26 protein-coding genes are annotated in these 20,491 nt (G+C 67.4%); 15 read left to right on the top strand and 11 right to left on the bottom strand.

Annotated elements, in window-relative coordinates:
* Positions 1 to 23: 23 nt before the first annotated feature.
* From HTA01S_RS12090 to HTA01S_RS12070, 5 genes are all read left to right on the top strand, one after another.
* The gene (locus HTA01S_RS12090) at positions 24 to 1,715 is read left to right on the top strand and encodes a multicopper oxidase family protein (protein WP_068171512.1); all 1,692 of its coding nucleotides are present in this window, start codon (positions 24 to 26) and stop codon (positions 1,713 to 1,715) included.
* Between the two features lie 32 nt (positions 1,716 to 1,747).
* A complete protein-coding gene (locus HTA01S_RS12085; RefSeq protein ID WP_245638075.1) occupies positions 1,748 to 2,230 on the top strand; it encodes a hypothetical protein in 483 nt (160 codons plus the stop codon).
* Positions 2,231 to 2,253: 23 nt separating this feature from the next.
* Entirely contained in the window at positions 2,254 to 3,297 is a 1,044-nt protein-coding gene (locus HTA01S_RS12080; protein WP_157572073.1) for a YVTN family beta-propeller repeat protein, read from the top strand.
* Between the two features lie 57 nt (positions 3,298 to 3,354).
* On the top strand, positions 3,355 to 4,635 hold the full coding sequence (locus HTA01S_RS12075) for an MgtC/SapB family protein (protein ID WP_068171507.1): 1,281 nt from the start codon (positions 3,355 to 3,357) through the stop codon (positions 4,633 to 4,635).
* 77 nt (positions 4,636 to 4,712) lie between these two features.
* Positions 4,713 to 4,958 (top strand): DUF2789 domain-containing protein, encoded by a 246-nt coding sequence (locus tag HTA01S_RS12070; RefSeq protein WP_068171504.1) that lies wholly within the window; start codon positions 4,713 to 4,715, stop codon positions 4,956 to 4,958.
* Between the two features lie 52 nt (positions 4,959 to 5,010).
* On the opposite strand, the gene HTA01S_RS12065 is transcribed toward HTA01S_RS12070, so the two are convergent.
* Positions 5,011 to 5,634, bottom strand: a complete 624-nt coding sequence (locus HTA01S_RS12065; RefSeq protein WP_068171500.1) for a Crp/Fnr family transcriptional regulator — start codon at positions 5,632 to 5,634, stop codon at positions 5,011 to 5,013.
* Between the two features lie 82 nt (positions 5,635 to 5,716).
* On the opposite strand from HTA01S_RS12065, the gene HTA01S_RS12060 reads away from it, so the two are divergent.
* On the top strand, positions 5,717 to 6,268 hold the full coding sequence (locus HTA01S_RS12060; RefSeq protein WP_068171497.1) for a Spy/CpxP family protein refolding chaperone: 552 nt from the start codon (positions 5,717 to 5,719) through the stop codon (positions 6,266 to 6,268).
* A gap of 15 nt (positions 6,269 to 6,283) precedes the next feature.
* On the opposite strand, the gene ilvB is transcribed toward HTA01S_RS12060, so the two are convergent.
* The gene (gene ilvB, locus HTA01S_RS12055) at positions 6,284 to 8,107 is read right to left on the bottom strand and encodes a biosynthetic-type acetolactate synthase large subunit (protein ID WP_068171493.1); all 1,824 of its coding nucleotides are present in this window, start codon (positions 8,105 to 8,107) and stop codon (positions 6,284 to 6,286) included.
* Between the two features lie 131 nt (positions 8,108 to 8,238).
* Between ilvB and HTA01S_RS12050 the strand changes: the two genes are divergently transcribed.
* Positions 8,239 to 8,673 carry an Lrp/AsnC family transcriptional regulator gene (locus HTA01S_RS12050; protein WP_068171858.1) on the top strand — a complete coding sequence of 145 codons (435 nt, stop codon included), beginning with the start codon at positions 8,239 to 8,241 and terminating at the stop codon, positions 8,671 to 8,673.
* Positions 8,674 to 8,718: 45 nt separating this feature from the next.
* Here HTA01S_RS12050 and HTA01S_RS12045 read toward each other — a convergent pair whose 3' ends face one another.
* From HTA01S_RS12045 to HTA01S_RS12035, 3 genes are read right to left on the bottom strand one after another with little or no spacing between them, the layout of a single operon-like run.
* Complete coding sequence (locus tag HTA01S_RS12045; protein WP_068171491.1) at positions 8,719 to 9,903, bottom strand: acetyl-CoA C-acetyltransferase; 1,185 nt, start codon at positions 9,901 to 9,903, stop codon at positions 8,719 to 8,721.
* A 9-nt stretch (positions 9,904 to 9,912) separates the two neighbouring features.
* The gene (locus HTA01S_RS12040) at positions 9,913 to 10,806 is read right to left on the bottom strand and encodes an alpha/beta fold hydrolase (RefSeq protein WP_245638074.1); all 894 of its coding nucleotides are present in this window, start codon (positions 10,804 to 10,806) and stop codon (positions 9,913 to 9,915) included.
* Between the two features lie 29 nt (positions 10,807 to 10,835).
* A complete protein-coding gene (locus HTA01S_RS12035; protein ID WP_068171484.1) occupies positions 10,836 to 11,636 on the bottom strand; it encodes an SDR family NAD(P)-dependent oxidoreductase in 801 nt (266 codons plus the stop codon).
* Between the two features lie 109 nt (positions 11,637 to 11,745).
* Here HTA01S_RS12035 and HTA01S_RS12030 point away from each other — a divergent pair, with 109 nt between their 5' ends.
* On the top strand, positions 11,746 to 12,693 hold the full coding sequence (locus HTA01S_RS12030) for a GlxA family transcriptional regulator (RefSeq protein ID WP_068171478.1): 948 nt from the start codon (positions 11,746 to 11,748) through the stop codon (positions 12,691 to 12,693).
* Between the two features lie 116 nt (positions 12,694 to 12,809).
* Here HTA01S_RS12030 and HTA01S_RS12025 read toward each other — a convergent pair whose 3' ends face one another.
* Both HTA01S_RS12025 and HTA01S_RS12020 read right to left on the bottom strand, forming a co-directional pair.
* On the bottom strand, positions 12,810 to 13,199 hold the full coding sequence (locus tag HTA01S_RS12025) for a nuclear transport factor 2 family protein (protein ID WP_068171476.1): 390 nt from the start codon (positions 13,197 to 13,199) through the stop codon (positions 12,810 to 12,812).
* A gap of 22 nt (positions 13,200 to 13,221) precedes the next feature.
* The gene (locus HTA01S_RS12020; RefSeq protein WP_068171473.1) at positions 13,222 to 13,665 is read right to left on the bottom strand and encodes a YybH family protein; all 444 of its coding nucleotides are present in this window, start codon (positions 13,663 to 13,665) and stop codon (positions 13,222 to 13,224) included.
* 149 nt (positions 13,666 to 13,814) lie between these two features.
* Between HTA01S_RS12020 and HTA01S_RS12015 the strand changes: the two genes are divergently transcribed.
* Positions 13,815 to 14,696 carry an AraC family transcriptional regulator gene (locus HTA01S_RS12015; protein WP_245638073.1) on the top strand — a complete coding sequence of 294 codons (882 nt, stop codon included), beginning with the start codon at positions 13,815 to 13,817 and terminating at the stop codon, positions 14,694 to 14,696.
* A gap of 52 nt (positions 14,697 to 14,748) precedes the next feature.
* On the opposite strand, the gene HTA01S_RS12010 is transcribed toward HTA01S_RS12015, so the two are convergent.
* Genes HTA01S_RS12010 through nrtS form a run of 3 tightly spaced genes read right to left on the bottom strand, consistent with a single transcriptional unit; the run spans position 14,749 to position 15,798 of the window.
* Positions 14,749 to 14,985, bottom strand: a complete 237-nt coding sequence (locus HTA01S_RS12010; protein WP_068171855.1) for a zf-HC2 domain-containing protein — start codon at positions 14,983 to 14,985, stop codon at positions 14,749 to 14,751.
* Positions 14,969 to 15,577 carry an RNA polymerase factor sigma-70 gene (locus HTA01S_RS12005; protein ID WP_068171468.1) on the bottom strand — a complete coding sequence of 203 codons (609 nt, stop codon included), beginning with the start codon at positions 15,575 to 15,577 and terminating at the stop codon, positions 14,969 to 14,971. Before HTA01S_RS12005 ends, HTA01S_RS12010 begins: the two co-directional genes overlap by 17 nt.
* Positions 15,574 to 15,798, bottom strand: a complete 225-nt coding sequence (nrtS, locus tag HTA01S_RS12000; protein WP_068171463.1) for a nitrate/nitrite transporter NrtS — start codon at positions 15,796 to 15,798, stop codon at positions 15,574 to 15,576. The genes HTA01S_RS12005 and nrtS overlap by 4 nt, the downstream gene beginning before the upstream one ends.
* A gap of 422 nt (positions 15,799 to 16,220) precedes the next feature.
* Between nrtS and HTA01S_RS11995 the strand changes: the two genes are divergently transcribed.
* The 6 genes from HTA01S_RS11995 to HTA01S_RS11970 all read left to right on the top strand — a co-directional run bounded on the left by HTA01S_RS11995 (position 16,221) and on the right by HTA01S_RS11970 (position 20,186).
* Positions 16,221 to 16,475: a BufA1 family periplasmic bufferin-type metallophore gene (locus tag HTA01S_RS11995; protein WP_407656107.1), complete on the top strand. Its 255-nt coding sequence runs from the start codon at positions 16,221 to 16,223 to the stop codon at positions 16,473 to 16,475.
* 38 nt (positions 16,476 to 16,513) lie between these two features.
* Positions 16,514 to 17,491, top strand: a complete 978-nt coding sequence (gene bufB / locus HTA01S_RS11990; RefSeq protein WP_084236053.1) for an MNIO family bufferin maturase — start codon at positions 16,514 to 16,516, stop codon at positions 17,489 to 17,491.
* The gene (locus HTA01S_RS11985) at positions 17,488 to 18,264 is read left to right on the top strand and encodes an HvfC/BufC N-terminal domain-containing protein (protein ID WP_068171456.1); all 777 of its coding nucleotides are present in this window, start codon (positions 17,488 to 17,490) and stop codon (positions 18,262 to 18,264) included. Before bufB ends, HTA01S_RS11985 begins: the two co-directional genes overlap by 4 nt.
* 125 nt (positions 18,265 to 18,389) lie before the next feature.
* Positions 18,390 to 18,833, top strand: coding sequence for a DoxX family protein (locus HTA01S_RS11980; protein WP_407656106.1), 444 nt, complete (start codon positions 18,390 to 18,392; stop codon positions 18,831 to 18,833).
* A 136-nt stretch (positions 18,834 to 18,969) separates the two neighbouring features.
* A complete protein-coding gene (locus HTA01S_RS11975) occupies positions 18,970 to 19,569 on the top strand; it encodes a TetR/AcrR family transcriptional regulator (RefSeq protein WP_068171448.1) in 600 nt (199 codons plus the stop codon).
* Positions 19,566 to 20,186, top strand: coding sequence for a DNA-3-methyladenine glycosylase I (locus HTA01S_RS11970; protein ID WP_068171445.1), 621 nt, complete (start codon positions 19,566 to 19,568; stop codon positions 20,184 to 20,186). The genes HTA01S_RS11975 and HTA01S_RS11970 overlap by 4 nt, the downstream gene beginning before the upstream one ends.
* On the opposite strand, the gene HTA01S_RS11965 is transcribed toward HTA01S_RS11970, so the two are convergent.
* Complete coding sequence (locus tag HTA01S_RS11965) at positions 20,173 to 20,490, bottom strand: non-heme iron oxygenase ferredoxin subunit (RefSeq protein WP_068171443.1); 318 nt, start codon at positions 20,488 to 20,490, stop codon at positions 20,173 to 20,175. The genes HTA01S_RS11970 and HTA01S_RS11965 overlap by 14 nt on opposite strands.
* Between the last annotated feature and the right edge of the window lies 1 nt (position 20,491).

Genomic DNA, 20,491 nt, shown 5'->3' with positions numbered 1-20,491 from the left:
TTCTGTCATGAAAGGAAATCGATATGTCTCATGGGGTGTCCACGTTCACACGACGGCACTTCCTCGGCAGTCTGGGCGCGCTGGGCGCGGCCGGTTCTGTTCCGGGTGTTCTGGCGGCCACCCCCGGCGGGTCTGGCGCCATGGACGAAGCCATCACCGGCATTGAAAAGGAAGCGGCGGGCTTCGCCAACCCGCTGCGGCTGCCCGGCAGCAGCGGCCTCTTTGGCGTGCTCCCGGTGTCCGAATTCCGCGAGGTGCAGGTGGTGCGCAGCGAGATCGAGGTGCTGCCCGGCCGGCGCACCCCCATCCTGGCCTATGCGGTGGAGTCGGGCGGCAAGACCTTCCTGAACCCCGCCCTGTTGGCCCGCCGTGGCGACGAGATGCGTGTGCGGCTGATCAACCGCATCGATCAACCGACGGTGATCCACTGGCACGGCCTGAGCGTGGATTCGCGCAACGACGGCAATGGTCTCAACGTGGTGCCCCCTGGGGGCCGCATGGACTACGCCTTTCCCCTGCGCGACCGCTCGTCCATGTACTGGTACCACCCCCATGCGCACGGATACATCCCGCAGCAGGCCTACCACGGCCTGGCCAGTCTGCTGTTTGTGGAAGACGACGACGAGGCCGCGCTGCGCAAGGAGCTGGACCTGGCCCTGGGCGAGACCGAAATCCCGCTGGTGCTGCAGGACCGCGAGTTCGACGCGCAGGGCCGGCTGCACTACGCGCCCACCGCGGCCCAGTCCTTCGGGGGCTGGGTGGGTGAGCGTCTGCTGGTCAACCTGACCGAGCGGCCGTTCCTCCAGGCCGGGCGCCGCATCGTGCGCTTTCGCATCCTCAACGGCAGCAACGCGCGAAGCTACCGGCTGGCTTTCGTGCAGGGCGGGCGCCGCCTGGGCTTCTTCCTGGCGGGCACCGACGGTGGCTTGCTGGCCCAGCCGCTGCGCATCGACCAGACCTTCATCTCCCCCGGCCAGCGGCTGGACGTGCTGGTGGACCTGCGCGAAGCCGATCCCGGCCGGCCCGTGACGCTGGCCTCGCTCGCCTTCGACCCCATGCACGCCGAGGGCGGCCACGACATGGCCCCTGCAGGCCCTGCCGCGCCCTCCATGGCCGGGATGGCCGGCATGGACCACAGCCAGCACGGCGCGGCGCCCACGGCGGGGCCGTCCATCCCGATGGCCATGGAAGGCGACGCTCGCGCGCTGATGCGCATCGACCTGAAACCGTCGGCCCCCTACGAGCGCCGCATGCCCACCGTGCTCTCCAGCCTGCCCGCCGCCACGATCGCCTCGGCGAGCCCGCCGCGGCGCATGCAGCTCGGGCACAACGGCCGGGGCAACTGGACGATCAACGGCGGGCTCTTCGATCCGAAGGCGGCGGCGCTGAGCGTGCAGCGTGGTGCCCGCGAGACCTGGCTGATCGAGAACGCCGAGCGCAGCATGCCCCACCCCATGCACCTGCACGGCTTCTCGTTCCGGGTGATCGAGCGCCTGGGCAGCCCCGCACTGGTGCGCGAGCTGGCCGGCGCCAGGGGCCTGCTGCCGCAGGACCAGGGCGTCATGGACACCGTGCACGTGTGGCCCGGCGAATCGGTGCGGATCGCCATTGATTTCACTCACCCCCACGCGGGCGACCAGGACTACGTCTTTCACTGCCACTCGCTGGAGCATGCGGAAGCAGGAATGATGCTGCGCTACACAGTGAAAGCCTGAGCAGGCGTTTCGTTTTTTTGGAGGTTGGATGTATGCAAAATGATCTTCTATTCAAGGAGCACTCCACGGCTTTTGAAACCGGCGGCGTGGCTGGCCGGCGCCGGTGGTGGATGGCTTCCATGGCCTTGGCCGGCCTGCTGATGGTCGCGGCGCCCTGGGTCGTTTGGGCCCAGACCAACCCTGCGGCCGCCGCCGAGCAGTCGTCCAGCGAGCAGGGCGTGACGGTCAAGGTGAGCGCGAAGTCGATCGGCGTGGCGGGCAGTCCGTGGGAGTTCGCGGTCGTGCTGGACACGCACAGTGCCGACCTGAGCGATGACCTCGTTCAAAGCGCCACCCTGACCACCGACGACGGACGCACGTTCAAGCCCACGGGCTGGGTCGGCGCGCCTCCGGGCGGCCACCACCGCGAAGGCGTGCTGGCTTTCGATGTGCCGGCGCCGCGCCCGGCCGCGGTCGAACTGCGGATTCACCGCCCGGGCGAATCCGCTCCCCGCAGCTTCCGCTGGCAACTCTGATGTTTCAACAAGGATGGTTCGTGATGACAAACAGGAACAACGGGTTCTGGGCCGTGGTGCAGATGGGCCTGCTGGCCTGGTCGGGCGCCACCTGGGCCGCCGACCAGGTCTATGTGGCCAATGAAGGCGCCGACACGGTCAGCGTGCTCGATGCCGCTTCGTTCCAGACGCTGGCGAGTGTGCGCGTGGGCCGGATGCCGCATAACGTGCAGGTATCGCCCGACGGGAAATTCGCCTGGGTGACCAACAACGGCGAGCCGGGCCCGATGGCCGACGCTGCCGCGCACAAGGGCATGGCCCCAGGCGCCCACGGCGCGATGGCACAGCCCGGGGCGGTCTGGGTCATCGACACCGGCACCCAGGCCATCGTCGCCCGGGTGCCGGTGGGCATGCACCCGGCCCATGTGGTGGTGTCGCCCGACGGCCGCCTGGCCTACGTCACCAACGGAGGCGACAACTCGGTCAGCGTGATCGACACCTCGGCACGCAAGCTCGTGGCGAGCATTCCGGTCGGCCCGTTTCCCCACGGCCTTCGGATCAGCCCGGATGGCAAAGAGGTCTACGTCGCCAACCTCAAGGGTGGCACGGTGTCGGTGATCGACACCGCCAGCCAGAAGGCGGTGGCGCAGGTGGCTGTGGGCAAGGGCCCGGCGCAGACCGGCTTCACGCCAGACGGTCGCTGGGCCTTTGTCTCGCTGTCGCAGGAAAACGCGGTCGCCGTGATCGACCCCGCCACGCGCCAGGTGGTCCGCAAGATCGCCGTCGGATCGGTCCCGATCCAGCTCTACGCCACGCCGGACTCGCGCACGCTGCTGGTGGCCAACCAGGGCTCGCGCCAGAAGCCCGGCAACACCGTCAGCCTGATCGACCTGGAGCGTTTCAAGGTCGCCAAGACGGTGGTGACCGGCGCCGGCGCCCATGGCGTGGCCATCGACCGGGAAGGCCGGTACGCCTACGTGAGCAACACCTACGCCAACACCGTCTCCGTGTTGGACCTGAAAGACCGCAAGATCGCGAAGACCGTTCCCGTGGGCCAGGCGCCCAACGGCATCAGCGCCACGCCTTGACGGGTGTGTGCGTAAGATGCCGCAAGGGGCTGCGCGGGCGGCCATGGGAAAGGTGCGATGAACGGCGACGAACTGCTGCCAGGTGCCCAGGGTCTTGTCGCCGCGCTGGCCGTCGGTCTGGTGATCGGCCTGGAGCGCGGCTGGCACAACCGCGAACTGCCGGAGGGAGGCCGCGTGGCAGGCCTGCGCACTTTCGCGCTGACCGGGCTGCTCGGTGGTGTGCTGGGGCATTTGCAGCCCGATTTCGGTGCCTGGCCCTTGCTGGGTGCGCTGCTCGGGCTCTCCCTGCTGCTGACGGTGTCCTACGCCCGCCGCGCCCGACTGTCGGGCGATCTCAGCGCCACTACCCCCGTGGCGATGCTGTTGACGCTGGCGCTGGGCGCCTTTGCGGCCCACGGCAACATCACCCTGGCCCTGTCGGCCGCCGTGATCGGCGCCGTGCTGCTGGACCTCAAGCCCACCTTGCACGGCTGGCTGCGCGTGATCGACCACCGCGAGTTGACGGCCTCGCTGCAGCTGCTGGTGTTGTCCATGGTCATCCTGCCCTATCTGCCGAACACCGGTCTGGGACCCTATGGCGCGCTCAATCCGTACCAGCTGTGGTGGGCGGTCATCCTGATCGCGGGCCTGTCGCTGACGGGCCACTTCGCGATGCGGATCACCGGCGCGCAGCGAGGCCTGCTGTGGACCGGGATTCTGGGCGGACTGGCCTCTTCCACGGCCGCCACACTGGCTTTGGCCCGCTACGCACGCCAGCAGCCACGCCTGGCGGGGCCGGCCGCGGCCGGCTCGCTGGCCGCGTGTGGCGTGATGTTCTTTCGCATGCTCGTGCTGCTGGCCGTGGTGCAGCCCTCGCTGCTGTCCACCCTGGGCAGCAGCCTGGTGGCTTCGGGTCTGGTGTTGCTGGGTGTGGCGCTCTGGCGGTGGCGCAAGCAGGCACACACCTCGGTGGGGGAAGGCGCCGTCGACACCATGGCGCCTTTTGATCTCGGCACCGCGCTCGGCTTTGGCGCGCTGCTCGCCGTCATGAGCGTGCTGGTGCCCGCAGCGAAACAGTGGCTGGACACCAGCGGCCTCTACGTGCTGTCGGCGGTGTCCGGTCTGGTGGACGTGGACGCGATCCTGATCTCGCTCGCCCGGCTGCATGGCACGGGTGGACTGTCCACGGTCGCCAGCGTCACGGCGCTCGGCCTCGCGACCTTGGCGAACATGGTGACCAAGATCGGTATCGCATGGACGACGGGTGGTTCGCAGGTCGGCAAGCCTGTGTTTCTGGGTTACCTGGCCGCGCTGGCGTGTGGAGCGATCGTGTTGGCGCTGAGCGTGGCGCTTGGGTGAGGCTGGCGTGACGCCTCGCCGGCCACGGCTTCAGAAGTTGTGTATGTGGCACGTATGTGAACAGAGGGATCAGCACCATGGAAAAGTCATTCCACCGTTTCTCCGAACTCTTTGCCCAGCTGGGTCTGCGCATGGACGAGGCCGGCATCCGGGCGTTCCTGAAAACGCACTCGCCCCTGCCAGACGATGTGCTGCTGGCCGACGCGCCCTTCTGGACGCCGGCCCAGGCAGCCCTGTTGCGCGAAGAGCTGCTGGAGGATGCGGACTGGGCCGAAGTGGTGGATCAGTTGAACATCGCCCTGCGCGCCCCCGTCGGCGGTTGAGACGCCGGTCAGGGCCGTCAGCGCCCGTTGACCGCGGGGTTTCGGTCTCCATTCACCGGTTGGCCGGTTGACCGGGTGGCGTCCACACCAGATGCCCGTCCACCCGCTGCAACCGGCCCTCGCGCTCCAGCGCCGCAACGGCGCGGTAGAGCGCTTCATGGGTCACCGCCAGATCCCCGGCCAGGCTCTTCAACCCGGAGGCCATGGGCAAGCGGCCCTGGGCGCCTTCGGTACGGATCAGGTGCACCAGCCGCTCCCCCACCCCTTTCAGGGACAGCCGCTCGCACTGAAGGCGTGCTTGCCGGAGTTCAGCGCTCAGCATGCTGATCCACTTCTGTGAGAAGCGGGCGTCCGACGCCAGGGCCATCCGGAGGTCCGCCAACGGAAGGCGAACCAGTTGGGACGGTGTCGCCGCGATCGCATCGCAGTGGTAGACGAGCGCCTGAAGGCTGGCTTCGGCCACAAAACCACGCCGCACCCGTTGCAGCACCAGTGCGGCGCCTTGTTCGTCCATGCGCTGCAGCAGCACCTCGCCGGTGACGACGAAGTGCATGAACCGGGGCTTTTGCCGTTGCCTGAACAAAGGCAGGCCCTTGCCCACGGTCACAGGTTCCGCAGCCGCCATCAGCGCCGGGGTGAGCAGTGTTTCCAACTCCAAGGGAATTTCGATCTTCATATGATCACAATCATACGGTGTGTGCCGCTCTGGCGTGGATCATCCGGGCCGTCCCCTGTAACGATCTCACGGAGTTCTGCCGATGCACCCATCGATTCTTTTCACCGCGCTGCTGTCGGGACCGATCCTGGTCACGGCGCCATCGGCGGCGCTCGCCCAGCACGCCGCCCACCACCCGTCCGTGGCGCCGGAACGGGCCACGCCTTACGCCGGCATGCAGGGCCGCGACATCAAGGCACTCTCGCCGCAGCAGGTCGCCGATCTTCGTGAAGGCAAGGGCATGTCCCTGGCCTTGGCGGCCGAGCTCAACGGCTTTCCGGGGCCATCGCACGTGCTGGAATTGGCGGATGCCTTGGGCCTGAGCGCAGAACAGCGCGCGAGGACCCAGCAATTGCTGGAGCAGATGAAGGCACAGGCGCGAACGCTGGGCGCCGAGGTCATCGCCGCCGAAGGCCGGCTGGATGCGCTTTTCAAGGAGCACCGGGTCTCGCGGGACAACCTGCTGGCCGCGACCCTGCAAGTGGCGAACGCACAGGGGCAGCTGCGTGCCGCCCACCTCGAATACCACTTGAGCATGTCGGAGCTGCTGACCGCTCGGCAGATCGCGGTCTACAACCAGCTCAGAGGCTATTGATCACCCAGCCCACCGTCACCCGGCGACCGCCCGCTCCGACGCGTACCAGCGCTGGTCGCCCAGCATCATTTCCTGGTGCCCGCGTCCCGCCGGGATCATCGGGTAACAGTTCTCCTGCGGCACCACGCGCACGTCGAGGAAGAACGGGCCGGCGTGGGCCAGGCATTCGGCCAGCGCATCCGCCAGCTCGTCGGGCGCGCCCACGCGGCGCGCGCCCCAGCCAAAGGCCCGGGCCAGCGCCACGAAGTCGGGCAGCGCGGCGTTCCAGCTGTGGCTGATGCGGTTGCCATGCACCAGCTCCTGCCACTGGCGGACCATGCCCATGTAGCCGTTGTTGGACAGCACCACCTTCACCGGCGTGCCGTGCTGCACGGCGGTCGACAGCTCCTGGATGTTCATCAGGATGGAGGCGTCGCCGCTGACGCAGACCACGGTTTTGTCGGGGTGCGCGATCTGCGCGCCGATGGCCGCCGGCAGGCCGTAGCCCATGGTGCCCGCGCCGCCCGAGGTGAGCCAGCGCCGGGGCGCCTCAAAGCGCAGGTGCTGCGCCGCCCACATCTGGTGCTGGCCCACGTCGGTGGCCACGATGGCGTCGCGCGGCGCCAGTTGCCGCTGCAGTTCGTGCATGAGCTGCTGCGGCAGGATGGCGTCGCTGCGCGGCGTGAAGCCCAGGCTGTGAAAGCCGCGCCAGCCCTCGATGCGCTGCCACCAGGCGTCCAGCCGCTGCGCTGAGGGCGGCTCGGCGGGCAGGCTGGCCAGCAGGGCCTGCAGCACGGCGCCGCAGTCGCCCTGCAGGGCCACATCCACGGGCACCACCTTGTTGATGTTGCTGGCGTCGATGTCGAGATGGATCTTGCGCGCGCGCGGCGCGAAGTCCGAGAGCTTGCTCGTCACGCGGTCGTCGAAACGCGCGCCCACGCAGACGATCAGGTCGGCGTGGTGCATGGCCTGGTTGGCTTCGAGCGTGCCGTGCATGCCCAGCATGCCGAGAAAGCGCGGGTCCGACGCGGGAAAGGCACCCAGGCCCATGAGGGTCAGCGTGGTCGGCAGGTGCAGCCAGCGGGCCAGGCGGGTGAAGGCCTCGCAGGCCGCGGGCCCGGCGCTGATCAGGCCACCGCCACCGTACAGCACCGGCTGGCGCGCCTCGAGGATCAGCCCGGCGGCGCGCCGCAGGGCCGCCGCGGTCGGCAGCGGGGGCAGCGCCGTGAACTCATCGCCACCGTCTTCACCAGCCGGCGTCGCGGGGCACTGGAGCTGCACGTCCTTGGGCACGTCCAGCAGCACCGGCCCCGGCTTGCCCGAGGCGGCGATGCGCAGGGCCTTGCGTACGACCGCCACCACCTCGCTGGCGTCGCGCAGCTGGTGGTTCCATTTGGTCACGGGACGCGACATGCCGATCGCATCGCATTCCTGGAAGGCCTGCGTGCCGATCACGCCGGTGGCCACCTGGCCGCTGATGCACAACACCGGGATCGCGTCGCTGTGGGCGTCGAGCAGACCGGTGAGGGTGTTGCTGACACCGGGGCCCGAGGTGACGAGCACCACCCCCACGCGGCCGGTGCAACGCGCGTAGCCCTCGGCCGCGTGCACGGCGGCCTGTTCGTGGCGCACCAGCACATGGCGCAGGGCCGGCCGCTTGAACAGCGCGTCGTAGAGCGGCAGCGCGGCGCCACCGGGGTAGCCAAACACCGTGTCGATGCCGCAGGCCAGCAGGGTGTCGAGCAGCAGCTCGGCCCCGTTGCGGGCGGCCTGCGGCCCGGTGGCGGTGATCGGGTCTTCCGAAAGCGGGGCCTCTGAAAGCGGCGTTTCCGAAAAGTGTTCGGCGGTGGCGGTGTTCATCGGCATATTTTTCTGCAAACATGCCAGAATGTTTTCGATTTATTGGAGACCTTCTGGTGGCAAAGCCGAAAATCCATCTGCCAAAGCAGCCCATTGACGAAGATTCGCCGGCCAGCTTTGATCGCCACGACATGGCCATCCTGCGGGAGTTGCTGGCCGACTCGCGCAAGACCCTGCAGGAGATCGGTGCGGCGGTGCACCTCTCGCCCACCACCTGCTGGAGCCGCATCAAGCGCCTGGAGGCCGAGGGCGTGATCAAGCGCTACACGGCGGACCTGAACCGCGCCAAGCTCGGCTGGCAGGACACGGTCATCGTGCAGCTCACGCTGGACAGCCACACCGACGAGGCGCTCTACGAATTCGGCAAGACGCTGGCGACCATTCCCGAGGTGATGGAGGCCTATCTGATCTCGGGCGACTACGACTACTACATCCGCATCGCGGTGAAGAACACCCGCGACTACGAGCGGCTGCTGCGCGAGAAGCTCTACAAGATCCCCGGCATCCGCCACAGCAAATCGAGCTTCGTGCTGCGCGTGCTCAAGGACGAGCGCATGCCGCTGTGAACGCGGCATGGGTCTCTGCGTACAGGCCCATGGCCATCCTTTCCATCAGAGCATTTCAAGCGCCAGCGCGATGCCCTGACCGCCGCCGATGCACAAAGTCACGATGCCCCGCCTCAGGCCGTCGCGTCGCATCGAATGCAGCAAACGCGTGGTCAGCACGGCGCCCGTTGCGCCGATGGCGTGGCCGTGGGCGATGGCGCCACCCTCGACGTTGACGATGTCTTCCGGCAGGTCCAGCTCACGCAGGCAGGCCAGCGTGATCGCGGCGAATGCCTCGTTGATCTCGATGCGCTGGATGTCCGTGCGCTTCCAGTGGGCGCGTTCCAGGGCCAGTTGGACCGCCGGCACCGGCCCGATACCGAACATGCCCGGCTCAACCGCCGCGACGCCGTGCGAGACCAGGCGCGCCCATGGCCGTAGCCCGTGCTTCTCGGCAAAACTTCGCTCCGCAACGATCACCGCCGCTGCGCCGCTGTTCAGCCCTGGCGCGTTCCCGGCAGTGATCGTTCCGTCCTTGCGAAACGCCGGCTTGAGCTTGGCCAGTGATTCGACCGTGGTGTCAGGCCGATGGGCTTCGTCTCTGGAGAAGCTCACCGGTCCCTTGCGGCCGGAGAGTTCGATGGCGACGATCTCTTCGGCGAACGTGCCTGCAGCCTGAGCCGCACTGAACCGTTGCTGTGAACGCGCGGCCCAGCGATCCTGGTCCTCGCGCGTGATGCCGTACCGACCGACAAGATCCTCGGTATGCCAGCCCGAGTGTTGACCGCTGAAGGCATCGTGGAGACCGTCTCGCAGCATGCTGTCCAGCATCTGGGCGTCCCCCATGCGCTGTCCCCAGCGCGCGCCGGGTACCAGATAGGGGGCCTGGTCCATGTTCTCCATGCCGCCGGCCACCGCAGCCGCGGCATACCCCGCCGCGATCTCGAGTGCCGCCGTTGCGATGGCTTGGGCACCCGATCCGCACACCCGATTCACTGTCAGGGCGGGCACCTGCACAGGCAGCCCGCCGCCGATGGCAGCTTGTCGCGCCGGGTTCATCCGGGTGCCGGCCTGAATCACGTGTCCCATCACCACGGTGTCGACGGCTTGCGCGGCCAGACCGGAGCGACGCAGGGTCTCGCGAATCACCGCGGCGCCCAGTGCGGACGCGGGCGTTTCCTTGAGCGAGCCGCCAAAGCTTCCGATGGGGGATCGAACCGGCGCGCAGAGAACGATGTCAGGGGTAGGCATGAGAGCTCCTCAGGTGGTTGCGGGTTGATCGTTCAACACCTTGGCGACCAAGTCCGGGCGCTCAAGGACGATGAAGTGGCCGGCGCCAGGCACCTGGACAAACTCGGCCGCGGGGAGGATCTGCTTGTTGGCTTGTCGGTCCGAGGGTCTGGACCAATCCTTCTCTCCGTAGATGAGGTGGATGGGTGCCTTGACCTCGGGGTAGCGGGCGCGGGCCGCGATGAGGCTGGGCAGGTTCCCGTACACCGCGCGAGCGACGACCGGATAGCCGGGGCGGCGGCCGACCTTCAACAGTTCATCGAGGTAGTCATCGCGCAGGGCGGCCTTGTTGCCGAGGCCCCCACCGAGCACGGCGCGCACGATCGGCTTGGGTTGGACGCCCGCGATGGTCTGGCCGACACCCGGCGCCAGCGCGCCGGTCACGACGAACCGGGCCAGCAGGCTGGACCGCGCGATGCCGCCCGCGTAGTCATAGGCATTGATCGCCACGACACGCCGCACCCGCTCGGGCAGATCGGCCGCGGTGGTGAGGGCGAGCGTCGCGCCCATCGACTCGCCGAGCAGCGTCACGTCGCGCAAGTCGAGTCGGGTGATGAGGCTCTTGACCGCCTCGCGCATCGCGGGCTCGTCATAAGAAGCGCCCGGCACGATCTCCGAATAGCCCATTCCAGGGAGATCGAGGGCATACACCGTGTACCGATCCTGGACCAACGGGATGAGGTGGCGGAAGTGCTCGGCCTGGGTGCGCACGGTGTGCAGCAGGACCAACGGTGGCCCCATTCCACCCGAGAGATAGCGCAATCGCCCCAGGCGTTTCTTGCTTGATCCGAGCGGATCGAGAAAGTGTTCCCCGGTCCCGGGAATCATGATTGAGGAATGTGAATCAATGCTGGTGGGTGACACGGTGGGTTTCCTTGAGTTTTCAGGGGGGCTCAGCGCAAGGGCTGGTAGCGCGACGCAGCTTCGTTGCTCGACAGGTGGGGCGCCATCGCCTTGCGCGCGCCCTCAAAGGCATCCCAGAGGGTGCCGTCATGCAGCGCAGGAAGCGTCACCGACTCGCCGCGCTCGAAGCCCTGCAAGGCGGCATCCACCAGGTCTTCGGCACGCATCACGATCTGCGCCGGCAGGTGCTCCACGGGAAGGCCGCCGCGCGCCCAGAATTCGGTGGCCGTCGCACCCGGCAGCACGGCTTGTACCCGCACGCCCTTGCCGGCCAGCTCGTGCTGCAGCGATTGACTGAAGGCGAGCACGAAGGCCTTGCTGCCGCCATACACGCCATTCAAGGTTTCCGGCGAGACGGCCACGATGGAGGCGATGTTGATCAACGCACCGTTGCCGCGTGCCACGAAGCCGGGCACTGCGGCGTAGCTCAGCCGGGTGAGCGCCGTCACGTTGATGTCGATCATGCGCGCCATCTGGTCCACGTCGCTCTCCAGCAGCGGCGTGTGCGTGCCGATGCCGGCGTTGTTGACCAGCAGGGTGATGCTGGCATCGCGCTTGAGCTTGTTCTCCACGCTGCGCAGCGCCACCGGATCGTTCAGGTCGGCGGGAAAGACCTCCACCGCGCGGCCGTGGCGGCTGGTGATTTCCTCAGCCAAAGGGTTCAAGCGCTCGCGGTTGCGGGCAACGAGGATCAGGTCGTAGCCGCGCCGCGCCAGGCGGTCGGCGTAGAGGGCTCCTATGCCGGAGGAGGCTCCGGTGATGAGGGCGGTGCCCAGGTTCGTCTGCGTCATGGTGGTGCTCCGTTTCGGGGTTGCGATGGAGCCAATGTTGCGCCGTCTGGCGTCTGGCGTAAATGACGCTTATAGTCGTGTTTTATGCCATAGGCTCCCGGGACCACTCATGCACAAAATTGGCTACGTACTGCCGGCCGGCTTCCAGGTGATGGCGCTGGCCACGCAGGCGGTCTTCGAGTTCGCCAACCTTGTGGCGGGCGAACCCTTCTACGAGGTGACTTGTCACTCAATGCCCGGCGGCAGCGTGGAGGCTTCGCTGGGCACGGTCCTGCAGACGAGGCCCTTCACCGCACGCAGCACGGCCGACACCTGGATGGTGGTGGGCGTGATCGACCCGTTGGCCACGCCCTCGCCGTCCGACCTGCTGCATGCGCTGCGCAAGTGCAGCGCTCGGGCGCGTCGGACCGTGGGGCTGTGCACCGGAGCCTTCGTGCTGGCCGAGGCCGGCTTGCTGGCAGGGCGACGTGCCACGACGCACTGGGCCTATGCGGACGCACTGCAGCAGCGCCATCCCGATGTCCAGGTTGAGCCGGACCGCATCTTCATCGCGGATGACCCGATCTGGACCTCGGCCGGCATGACGGCGGAGCTGGACCTGGCGCTCGGCCTCGTCGAGAAGGACCTGGGCGACGACGTGGCGCGATCGGTGGCACACCGGCTGGTCATGCATCAGCGCCGTTCGGGCGGCCAGTCGCAGCATTCGGAGATCCTGAATCTCGCGCCGCGCTCGGACCGCATCGCGCGCGCGCTGGAGCATGCCCGCAGCCACCTGGCGCAGCCGCTGGGTGTGGAAGAACTCGCTGCGGCCGCGAACCTCAGCCCGCGCCAGTTCAGCCGTGTGTTCACCGCCGAGACCGGCCAGTCGCCGGCCAAGGCGGTAGAGCGTTTGCGCGTGGAGGCCGCGCGCTTGATGATCGAGCGTAGCCGCCATCCGCTGGAGGTGGTTGCACGCGAAACGGGCTTTCGCGATCGGCGCCATCTTCGCGAGGCGTTCATGCGGGGCTTCGGCAAGCCGCCTCAGTCACTCAGGCGCGACGCCCGCCTGGGGTCCTGAAGCGTGTCGAGATGACGGTGACGGTCTTGCCATGCCTCGATTGTCGACAGTCGGCACCCGCGCCGAACACAAGCCCAGCGGCCCCACCGATGGACTTCCCACGCGCGACGCAGGCGTCACTGCCCCCAGAAGGCATCTTCCTGCGTCTGATCGCTGGAGAACAGCCGCACTTCCACGATCTTGCCGCCCTCGATGCGGATGAGGTCCACGCCCGGCTGCTTGAGCTTCAAGCCATTGGCCTGACCGGCGAACTCGATGGTGATGGCCACCCAGTCGCCATTGGCCATGTAGTGGTCGGCCCGGGTGATCGCGAACGTGCCCTGGGAGACTTCCATCATCTTGCCCAGCATCGGGCCCACGGCGGCCATGCCGCGGTGCGTGCCGGAGAACCGGTTATGGCCCGGCTGATGCCAGATCACGTCGGGCGAAATGAGGCTGCCCAGCGTGGCCTGGTCGCCGGTTTGTACGGCCTTGATGTAGCTTTTGGCAATGTCGATGTTGTTCATGGTGTGCTCCTGTGTTGAAAACTCAGCTCATCAAACCCTGCATGGCCGCCGGATGGCGCGTGAACGACCAGTTCACATGCACCACGCGCCACCGGCCGTCGATGAGGCGGTACACCTGGGTGGAGTTCCAAAGCGCGCCCTGCTTCTCTCCGCCTTGTCCGTCGGGGATGAAGTTGACCAGGTTGTAGTGCAGCACCGCCATGTCGCCGCCATCGCTGACGATCACCTGGGGGTTGGGGAATTCGTTGCGCAGGATGTTGAGCTTGCCTTCAAAGAACTGGCGGAAGTACGCCTCCACGGCCGGGCGGCCATCCAACCGCGTCTCGGTGAGCGGGTCGAAATAGCTCACGTCTTCGCTGTACACCTCCAGCGCCCCATCGACATCGCCCTTGTTCCAGCGCTCGTTGATGGCCAGCTCCAGGGCCAGGATGGTTTCGGTGATCTTGCTGACGTCTGCGGTCTTCATTGCGGGTCCGTTCAAGTTGGTTGATTTATGGTTATTGTTGGACAAACTACACCGAAAATCCCGGTTAATTCCCGACAAACAATGATTGATAACGGACATACCGGCATCCATCGAAAATGAAAAACCATAGCCCCTCAGGAAGGCAGAAAGTGAACAAGGACATTCAGCGCCTGGGCTACCAACCCGATGCCAGCTACTCCCTCGACCTGGAGGTCTTTTCCGTCGCCGACCTGAGGCAACGGGGCAAGGAGCAGGTGCGCATGACCCACCGGTACGAGTTCCACACCCTGGTGTGCGTCACGCAGGGGCAATGCACCCAGGTGGTCGACTTCAAGTCGATCCCCTGTGAGCCGGGGTCGCTGCTCGTGTTGCGCGCAGGGCAGGCCCACAACTACGGACAGGACGAAGACTGGGACGGCTGGAACGTGCTGTTCCAACCAGCGTTCGTGTTGCCCGCTGCGACGACCTCCCACGATCTCAGGTTCGCACCCGATCTGGGAAGGCTGCCTGAACACATGGTGCTCAGCGGCCAAGAGCTGCAGAAGGTGACGAGCCTGGTTGAGCAGTTGCGTGAGGACACGCTGATCGACGCGCCCAAAGAAGACGTGCATGCCTTGCTGCGCCATCAGCTCCATGCACTCCTGACACGTCTGAGCATTCTGCAAGGCAGGCGACAAGCAGCAGGGTCACTGGTTTCCCCTGCATCGCAACGTTTCCAGCGGTTCCAGCAGCTGGTGGAGGAACGCTTCCCGCAATGGCACCAGGTGGCCGACTATGCGAGCCATCTCGGCTACACGGAGAAGAGTCTGGCGCGCGCTGTGACCGCCTCCATGGGCATCACGGCCAAAGCCTTCATCGCGGCACGGATCGTTCTGGAAGCGAAACGCCTGCTGGTGCATACGGATTTGGCCATCTCCACCATCGGCGACAGGCTCGGCTTCGACGAACCCACCAACTTCAGCAAGTTCTTCAAGCGCGAAGAGGCGTGCACCCCGGCGGAGTTTCGACGGGGGCAAAGAATGTCGCTGTGACGGCGCCTGAACGCGCTCAGCCACCACCGCATCGACTGGGCCGCCCAAGCACTCAGGCTTCGCCGTCCCCCTGGGGCCGGGCCGGTGGCTCGGCTGCGCCGTCCACCACCTCATCCACCCGCTCGGCGTAGGCCCGCATGGCCCGGCGCAGGAACGGCACCTGCAGGCTGAAGTTCTTGCAGCCGTCGCACATCATCAGGTGCAGGTTGAGCGACAGCCGCTCCGCGACCGAGAGCTTGCGCTCCTGGGATTCGGACACCAGGCGGGTCACCTCACGACAGTTCAGCATGTTGCCCTCCTTGCGCAAACCAGCGGTTCTCCAGGCACTCGCGCAGCCGCAGCCGGGCGCGGTGGAGCATCACGTTCAGGTTGGTCGAGGTGATCCCCACCTCGGCGCAGATCTCGCGCGCGTCCAGGCCGATGTACTCGCGCATCATGAACACGCGCCCTTGCTGCCCGGGCAGCCCCTCCAGGCACAGTTCGAACACCTTCCAGAACTGCTTGTCGTGCAGGGTCTCCGTGGGGTTGCCCCAGCTGGCTGGCCGCTCGTCGGACGCCCACATCCCGCGGGCATCGAACAGCTCGTTCAGGTCCGCCTCTTCGTCGGCATCGCCCACCACCTGCTGCGACGACACATGGCGCTGCTTGTGGCGCAGGATGTCGGTGATCTTGTTTTTGAGGATGGCGAACACCCAGGTCTTCAAACTGGCCTTGCCGGCGAACGTGGCCGTGTTCTTGAAGGCACCAAGCAGGGCTTCCTGCACCGCGTCTTCGGCCAGTTGGGCGTCGCCGAGTTGCAGCGACGCGAATTTGAGCATCTTGCCCCGCAGGGCGCTGAGTTCAGCCGGATCGACCCCCGGCGGCAGGCCCGTCGCGCTCACGGTGCGGCCCGGTTCGTCAACTGGTTGCGGGCCGCGCTGTAGCTGGACACCGCGTAGGGCACCAGAAAATTCAACACCACGTGGCCCCACGAAATGCCCGCACCGGCCAACAGGGCCTCGCCCTGGTTGATCAGGTTGAGCACACAGCCCACCACGAAAGACACGCGCAGGGCGCCGATCACGATCGGCCGGGAAAACACCGTGCTGAAAAAACCCTGCATGAACCACTCCGATGAAACGATGCGACGCGCGGCGCCACGCTCCCATGGCACCGCAGGGGCGGATTCTCGCGCATAGGCCCGCGCGCCTGGCATCGGTGTCCAAGCACGCCCCGCGAAACAGCAGCCAACCCATGGGGACCTCCGGTGTGAAACGGTGCGTGAAGAGCTGTCTGGTCGTTCGGGCATGGCCATTCGTTACAGCGGCCACCGATGCGGGCCTGCGCCGGCCTGGGTCTCGCCGGCCGCCGAGCGAAATCTTGGGGTGCCCTGTAAGAACCCCTGCGTGACCGCGACTACACCTTGCAAGCCCATCTTGTTGGCAAGCAACCCACCCTCGAACCATTCCGGAGATCACCATGAACCACACCCTCACCCGCCGCAACGCCGCCCGCATCGCCTCGGGCACCGCTCTCGCCCTGGCCATGGGCGCCGCCCTCACGCTGGCCGCCAGCCCGGCCGCCGCCCAGAACGCCGACAAGGAAAAATGTTTTGGCGTGGCCCTCAAAGGCAAGAACGATTGCGCCGCCGGCCCCGGCACCACCTGCGCCGGCACCTCCAAGGTGGACCACCAGGGCAACGCCTGGTCGCTGGTGCCCAAGGGCAGCTGCGAGAAGACCGCATCGCCCAAGTCGCCCACCGGCTTTGGCCAGCTCAAGGCCTTCCAGGAAAAGGCCTGACCCAGGCCACGCGGCCGCCGGACACCGGAGACACCCCCATGAGCCTTCACCCCGCTTCTGCCTCCGGTCCCGTTCCGTCGGCCGCGCCCGGCCAGGCCCACCCGCCCGTTCCCGGGCCGCTGCCGCGGCGCGCCGGGCTGGGCCTGAAACCCGAACACTTTACCCACGTCCACGCGCAGCGGCCCGACCTGGGTTTCTTCGAAGTGCATGCGGAAAACTACCTGGTGGCCGGCGGCCCCATGCACCACCACCTGACCCGCATCCGCGAGCGGTACCCGCTGAGCATCCACGGCGTGGGCCTGTCCATCGGCGGCGAGGACCCGCTCGACGCCGAGCACCTGGCGGCGGTGGCCCGGCTGGTGGAGCGCTACCAGCCCGCGCTGTTTTCCGAACACCTGGCCTGGTCGAGCCACGGCGGCGTGTTCTTCAACGACCTGCTGCCGCTGCCCTACAACCTGCCCACACTCCAGCGCGTGTGCGACCACATCGACCAGGTGCAGACCCGGCTGGGCCGCGCCATGCTGCTGGAGAACCCGTCCACCTATGTCGAGTTCACTGGCTCCACCTGGAGCGAAGGCGACTTCCTGCGCGAGGTGATTCACCGCACCGGCTGCGGCCTGCTGCTGGACGTGAACAACGTCTACGTCTCCAGCATCAACCACGGCCGCGACCCTCAGCGCAGCCTGTGCGAACTGCCCTGCCACGCCACCCGCGAAATCCACCTGGCGGGTTTTGCCGAAGACGTCGATGGCGCGGGCGACCGCCTGCTGATCGACGCCCACGGCTCCCCGGTGGCCGAGGCGCTCTGGGCGCTGTACGACACCGCGCTGGCCCTCGCCGGCGCACAGCCCACGCTGATCGAGCGCGACAACGACGTGCCCGGCTTCGACGTGCTGCTCCACGAGACCCGGCTGGCGGAACAGCACCTGTCGGCCGCAGCGCGGGAGGCGCCCCCGACCCGGCCCTGCCCACCCACGCGCACCCGCTACGCCTCGGCGCTGGAGGCGCAAACATGAGCACGCAACATACCTGGGCCCAGGCCCTGCTCGACCCGGCGCAGGCCGTGCCCAACGGCCTCACCACCTGGAACCACAGCGACCCCGAGCGCCGTCTGGCCGTCCACCGCAACAACGTAGTGGTGTCGCTGGTGGACGCGCTGGCCCACACCTTTCCCGTGACGCAGCAACTGGTGGGCGAACCCTTCTTCCGCGCCATGGCCCAGCGGTTCGTGCGCGCCCACCCGCCCCGCAGCCGGGTGCTCAGCCACTACGGCGCCGAGCTGCCCGGCTTCATCGCCCGTTTCGCCCCGGCGGCCAGCCTGCCCTACCTGCCGGACGTGGCCCGGCTCGAAATGCTGCGCCTGCAGGCCCTGCACGCCGCCGACGCCCAGCCCATGGACGCCACGGCCATCGCGGCGGTCATGCACGACGCACAGGCGCTGCCCTCGCTGCGCTGGCGGCTGGCGCCCAGCCTGCACGTCCTGCACTCCGCGCAAGCGGCCGTGTCGCTCTGGGCGGCCCACCAGGAGGGCAGCGGCCTCGCGCTGGAACACGTTGACCTCGCGCAGGCCGAGTCGGCGCTGGTGTTCCGCAGCGGGCTCGACGTGATGGTCTGGCAGACCCCGCCCGGCATGGCCGAGCTGGTGGTGGGCCTGCTGCTGGACGACCCCTTTGGCCAGGCCCTGGAGCGGGCCCTGGCCGCCGCGCCCGACTTCGACCTGGCCCAGGCCCTGGCCACCCTGATCCGCCACGAACTGCTAGTCGGGGTGGAGCGCCCACTGAGCCGTTGAGCCGCCCTTTGCCCACGACACCGCAGGAGACCCTCATGAACACCCTCACCACCCCCGCCGCCAGCGCAGCCCACGGCGGCCCGATGGCGCGCCTGAGCGCGCTGCTGCAGAGCGTGCACCGCGCGATGGGCCACTTGCCCAACACCCTGCTGGCCTTCATCGCGCGCTTCTCCATCGCCGCGGTATTCTGGAAATCGGGCCAGACCAAGATCGAAGGCCTGGCCATCGACATCGTCAGCGGCGAATTCACGCTGGGCATGCCCCGGCTGTCGGACAACGCGGTGTTCCTGTTCCAGGAGGAATACAAGCTCCCCGTGCTGTCGCCCGAGCTGGGCGCGACCCTGGCCGCGCTGGGCGAACACATCCTGCCCGTCTTCATCCTGCTCGGCCTGGCCACGCGCCTGTCGGCCCTCGGCCTGCTGGGCATGACGCTGGTGATCCAGCTCTTCGTCTACCCCGACGCCTACCCCACCCACGGCACCTGGGCCGCCGTGCTGCTCTACCTGATGGCGCACGGCCCGGGCAAGCTGTCGATCGACGCCTGGATCGCGCGCCGCTGCGCGGCCTGACAGCCCGCACACCCGCCAGAAGAGGCAGAACACCTTCAGATCGCGCTCCATTGACGGCGTAGGACGACTGTCCTATATTCGCGCTCCGTAGGACAACCGTCCTACGGCGGACTCATTTCTTCATGAGCGCATCGTCATGGGTGACAAACAGACACGCGACCACATCGTTGACGCCGCCGACCGGCTGTTCTACGAAAACGGCTACGAGCACACCTCGTTCGCCCACATCGCCGAGTCGGTGAAGATCTCGCGCGGCAACTTCTACTACCACTTCAGGAGCAAGGACGAGATCCTGGACGCGGTGATCACGCTGCGCCTGGCCAACACCCAGCGGATGCTGGAGCAGTGGGAGCAGGAGGCCCAAACCCCCATCGAACGCATCCGCAAGTTCATCGACATGCTGATCGTCAACCAGGCGCCGATCCTGCGGCATGGCTGCCCGGTCGGCACGCTGTGCACCGAACTCGCCAAGCTCAACCACGCTGGACGGGCGCAGGCGAACACGCTGTTCACGCTGTTTCGCGCCTGGTTGAAGCGGCAGTTTGTGGCGCTGGGCCGAAAGTCCGACGCCGATGCGCTGGCGATGCACCTGCTGGGCCGCAGCCAGGGCGTGGCCACCCTCGCGAATGCCCTGGGCGACCAGCGCTTCGTGCGCCGCGAGGTCCAGCAGCTGCACACATGGCTTGAGCAAGTCGTATCGATCCCTTCAGACAGTGAGAGGAAAGCCAAAGCATGAACACAACCATCAACGGCCCCGACGGGGCAGCGCGGTGCCGCTGGTGCGCGGCGGCGCCCGAGTTCCTGGCGTACCACGACCACGAGTGGGGTTTCCCGGTCGATGACGACCGGCGCCTCTTCGAGAAGATCAGCCTGGAGGCTTTCCAGTCGGGGCTGAGCTGGCGCACCATCCTCGCCAAGCGCGAGCACTTCCGGGCCGCCTTCCACGGCTTCGATTTCCACCGGATCGCGCGCTACACCCAGAGCGACGTCGAGCGGCTGCTGCAGGACAAAGGCATCGTGCGCCACCGGGGCAAGATCGAAGCGGTGATCAACAACGCCGCACGCGCGGTGGAACTCGTCCAGCGCGAAGGCTCGCTGGCCGCGTTCATCTGGCGCTACGAGCCCGAGGCCGCGCAACTGGCCGTGCCCCAGACGGTCTCAACCTCGGCACAGTCGGACCGGCTGTCGCGCGACCTGAAAAAGCTCGGCTGGAAGTTCGTCGGCCCCACCACCGTGTACGCCTTCATGCAGGCCATGGGGCTGATCAACGACCACGCGGAGCAGTGCACGATCCGCCCGAAGGCCCAGAGCGCGCGCCAGGCCTTCAGGCGGCCGGGCGTCAACCCAGCTTGATCCACACCCGCCGGTTCTCGATCTTCACCGGGTAGGTTGGGATGTTCTCGGTCAGCGGCGCGCACAGGGCCTGGCCGGTGCAGACGTCGAACTTGCCCTGGTGCAGCGGGCATTCGATCTCGCGCCCTTCCAGAAAGCCGTCGCTCATGCGCGCCGCGCCGTGGGTACACAGGTTGGAGGTGGCGTACACCTGCCCGTCCACCTCGTAGAGCGCTACCTCCTGGCCCGCCACCACAATGCCCATCACATCGCCCTCGGGCACGTCGTCGAGCGCCACCGCGTCGGTCCAGTTGTCGTCTGCCATG

It is taken from the genome of Hydrogenophaga taeniospiralis CCUG 15921, from assembly GCF_001592305.1.
Classification (GTDB): domain Bacteria; phylum Pseudomonadota; class Gammaproteobacteria; order Burkholderiales; family Burkholderiaceae_C; genus Hydrogenophaga; species Hydrogenophaga taeniospiralis.
This window is presented reverse-complemented; position numbering and strand designations above follow the sequence as displayed.

Excerpts from the sequence above, each read along its gene's own strand:
- HTA01S_RS12090 (WP_068171512.1), top strand. The coding sequence starts at position 24 with ATGTCTCATGGGGTGTCCACGTTCACACGACGGCACTTCCTCGGCAGT.
- HTA01S_RS12085 (WP_245638075.1), top strand. The coding sequence starts at position 1,748 with ATGCAAAATGATCTTCTATTCAAGGAGCACTCCACGGCTTTTGAAACC.
- HTA01S_RS12080 (WP_157572073.1), top strand. The coding sequence starts at position 2,254 with ATGACAAACAGGAACAACGGGTTCTGGGCCGTGGTGCAGATGGGCCTG.
- HTA01S_RS12075 (WP_068171507.1), top strand. The coding sequence starts at position 3,355 with ATGAACGGCGACGAACTGCTGCCAGGTGCCCAGGGTCTTGTCGCCGCG.
- HTA01S_RS12070 (WP_068171504.1), top strand. The coding sequence starts at position 4,713 with ATGGAAAAGTCATTCCACCGTTTCTCCGAACTCTTTGCCCAGCTGGGT.
- HTA01S_RS12065 (WP_068171500.1), bottom strand. The coding sequence starts at position 5,634 with ATGAAGATCGAAATTCCCTTGGAGTTGGAAACACTGCTCACCCCGGCG.
- HTA01S_RS12060 (WP_068171497.1), top strand. The coding sequence starts at position 5,717 with ATGCACCCATCGATTCTTTTCACCGCGCTGCTGTCGGGACCGATCCTG.
- ilvB (WP_068171493.1), bottom strand. The coding sequence starts at position 8,107 with ATGAACACCGCCACCGCCGAACACTTTTCGGAAACGCCGCTTTCAGAG.
- HTA01S_RS12050 (WP_068171858.1), top strand. The coding sequence starts at position 8,239 with ATGGCCATCCTGCGGGAGTTGCTGGCCGACTCGCGCAAGACCCTGCAG.
- HTA01S_RS12045 (WP_068171491.1), bottom strand. The coding sequence starts at position 9,903 with ATGCCTACCCCTGACATCGTTCTCTGCGCGCCGGTTCGATCCCCCATC.
- HTA01S_RS12035 (WP_068171484.1), bottom strand. The coding sequence starts at position 11,636 with ATGACGCAGACGAACCTGGGCACCGCCCTCATCACCGGAGCCTCCTCC.
- HTA01S_RS12030 (WP_068171478.1), top strand. The coding sequence starts at position 11,746 with ATGCACAAAATTGGCTACGTACTGCCGGCCGGCTTCCAGGTGATGGCG.
- HTA01S_RS12025 (WP_068171476.1), bottom strand. The coding sequence starts at position 13,199 with ATGAACAACATCGACATTGCCAAAAGCTACATCAAGGCCGTACAAACC.
- HTA01S_RS12020 (WP_068171473.1), bottom strand. The coding sequence starts at position 13,665 with ATGAAGACCGCAGACGTCAGCAAGATCACCGAAACCATCCTGGCCCTG.
- HTA01S_RS12010 (WP_068171855.1), bottom strand. The coding sequence starts at position 14,985 with ATGCTGAACTGTCGTGAGGTGACCCGCCTGGTGTCCGAATCCCAGGAG.
- nrtS (WP_068171463.1), bottom strand. The coding sequence starts at position 15,798 with ATGCAGGGTTTTTTCAGCACGGTGTTTTCCCGGCCGATCGTGATCGGC.
- HTA01S_RS11995 (WP_407656107.1), top strand. The coding sequence starts at position 16,221 with ATGGGCGCCGCCCTCACGCTGGCCGCCAGCCCGGCCGCCGCCCAGAAC.
- bufB (WP_084236053.1), top strand. The coding sequence starts at position 16,514 with ATGAGCCTTCACCCCGCTTCTGCCTCCGGTCCCGTTCCGTCGGCCGCG.
- HTA01S_RS11985 (WP_068171456.1), top strand. The coding sequence starts at position 17,488 with ATGAGCACGCAACATACCTGGGCCCAGGCCCTGCTCGACCCGGCGCAG.
- HTA01S_RS11980 (WP_407656106.1), top strand. The coding sequence starts at position 18,390 with ATGGGCCACTTGCCCAACACCCTGCTGGCCTTCATCGCGCGCTTCTCC.
- HTA01S_RS11975 (WP_068171448.1), top strand. The coding sequence starts at position 18,970 with ATGGGTGACAAACAGACACGCGACCACATCGTTGACGCCGCCGACCGG.
- HTA01S_RS11970 (WP_068171445.1), top strand. The coding sequence starts at position 19,566 with ATGAACACAACCATCAACGGCCCCGACGGGGCAGCGCGGTGCCGCTGG.
- HTA01S_RS11965 (WP_068171443.1), bottom strand. The coding sequence starts at position 20,490 with ATGGCAGACGACAACTGGACCGACGCGGTGGCGCTCGACGACGTGCCC.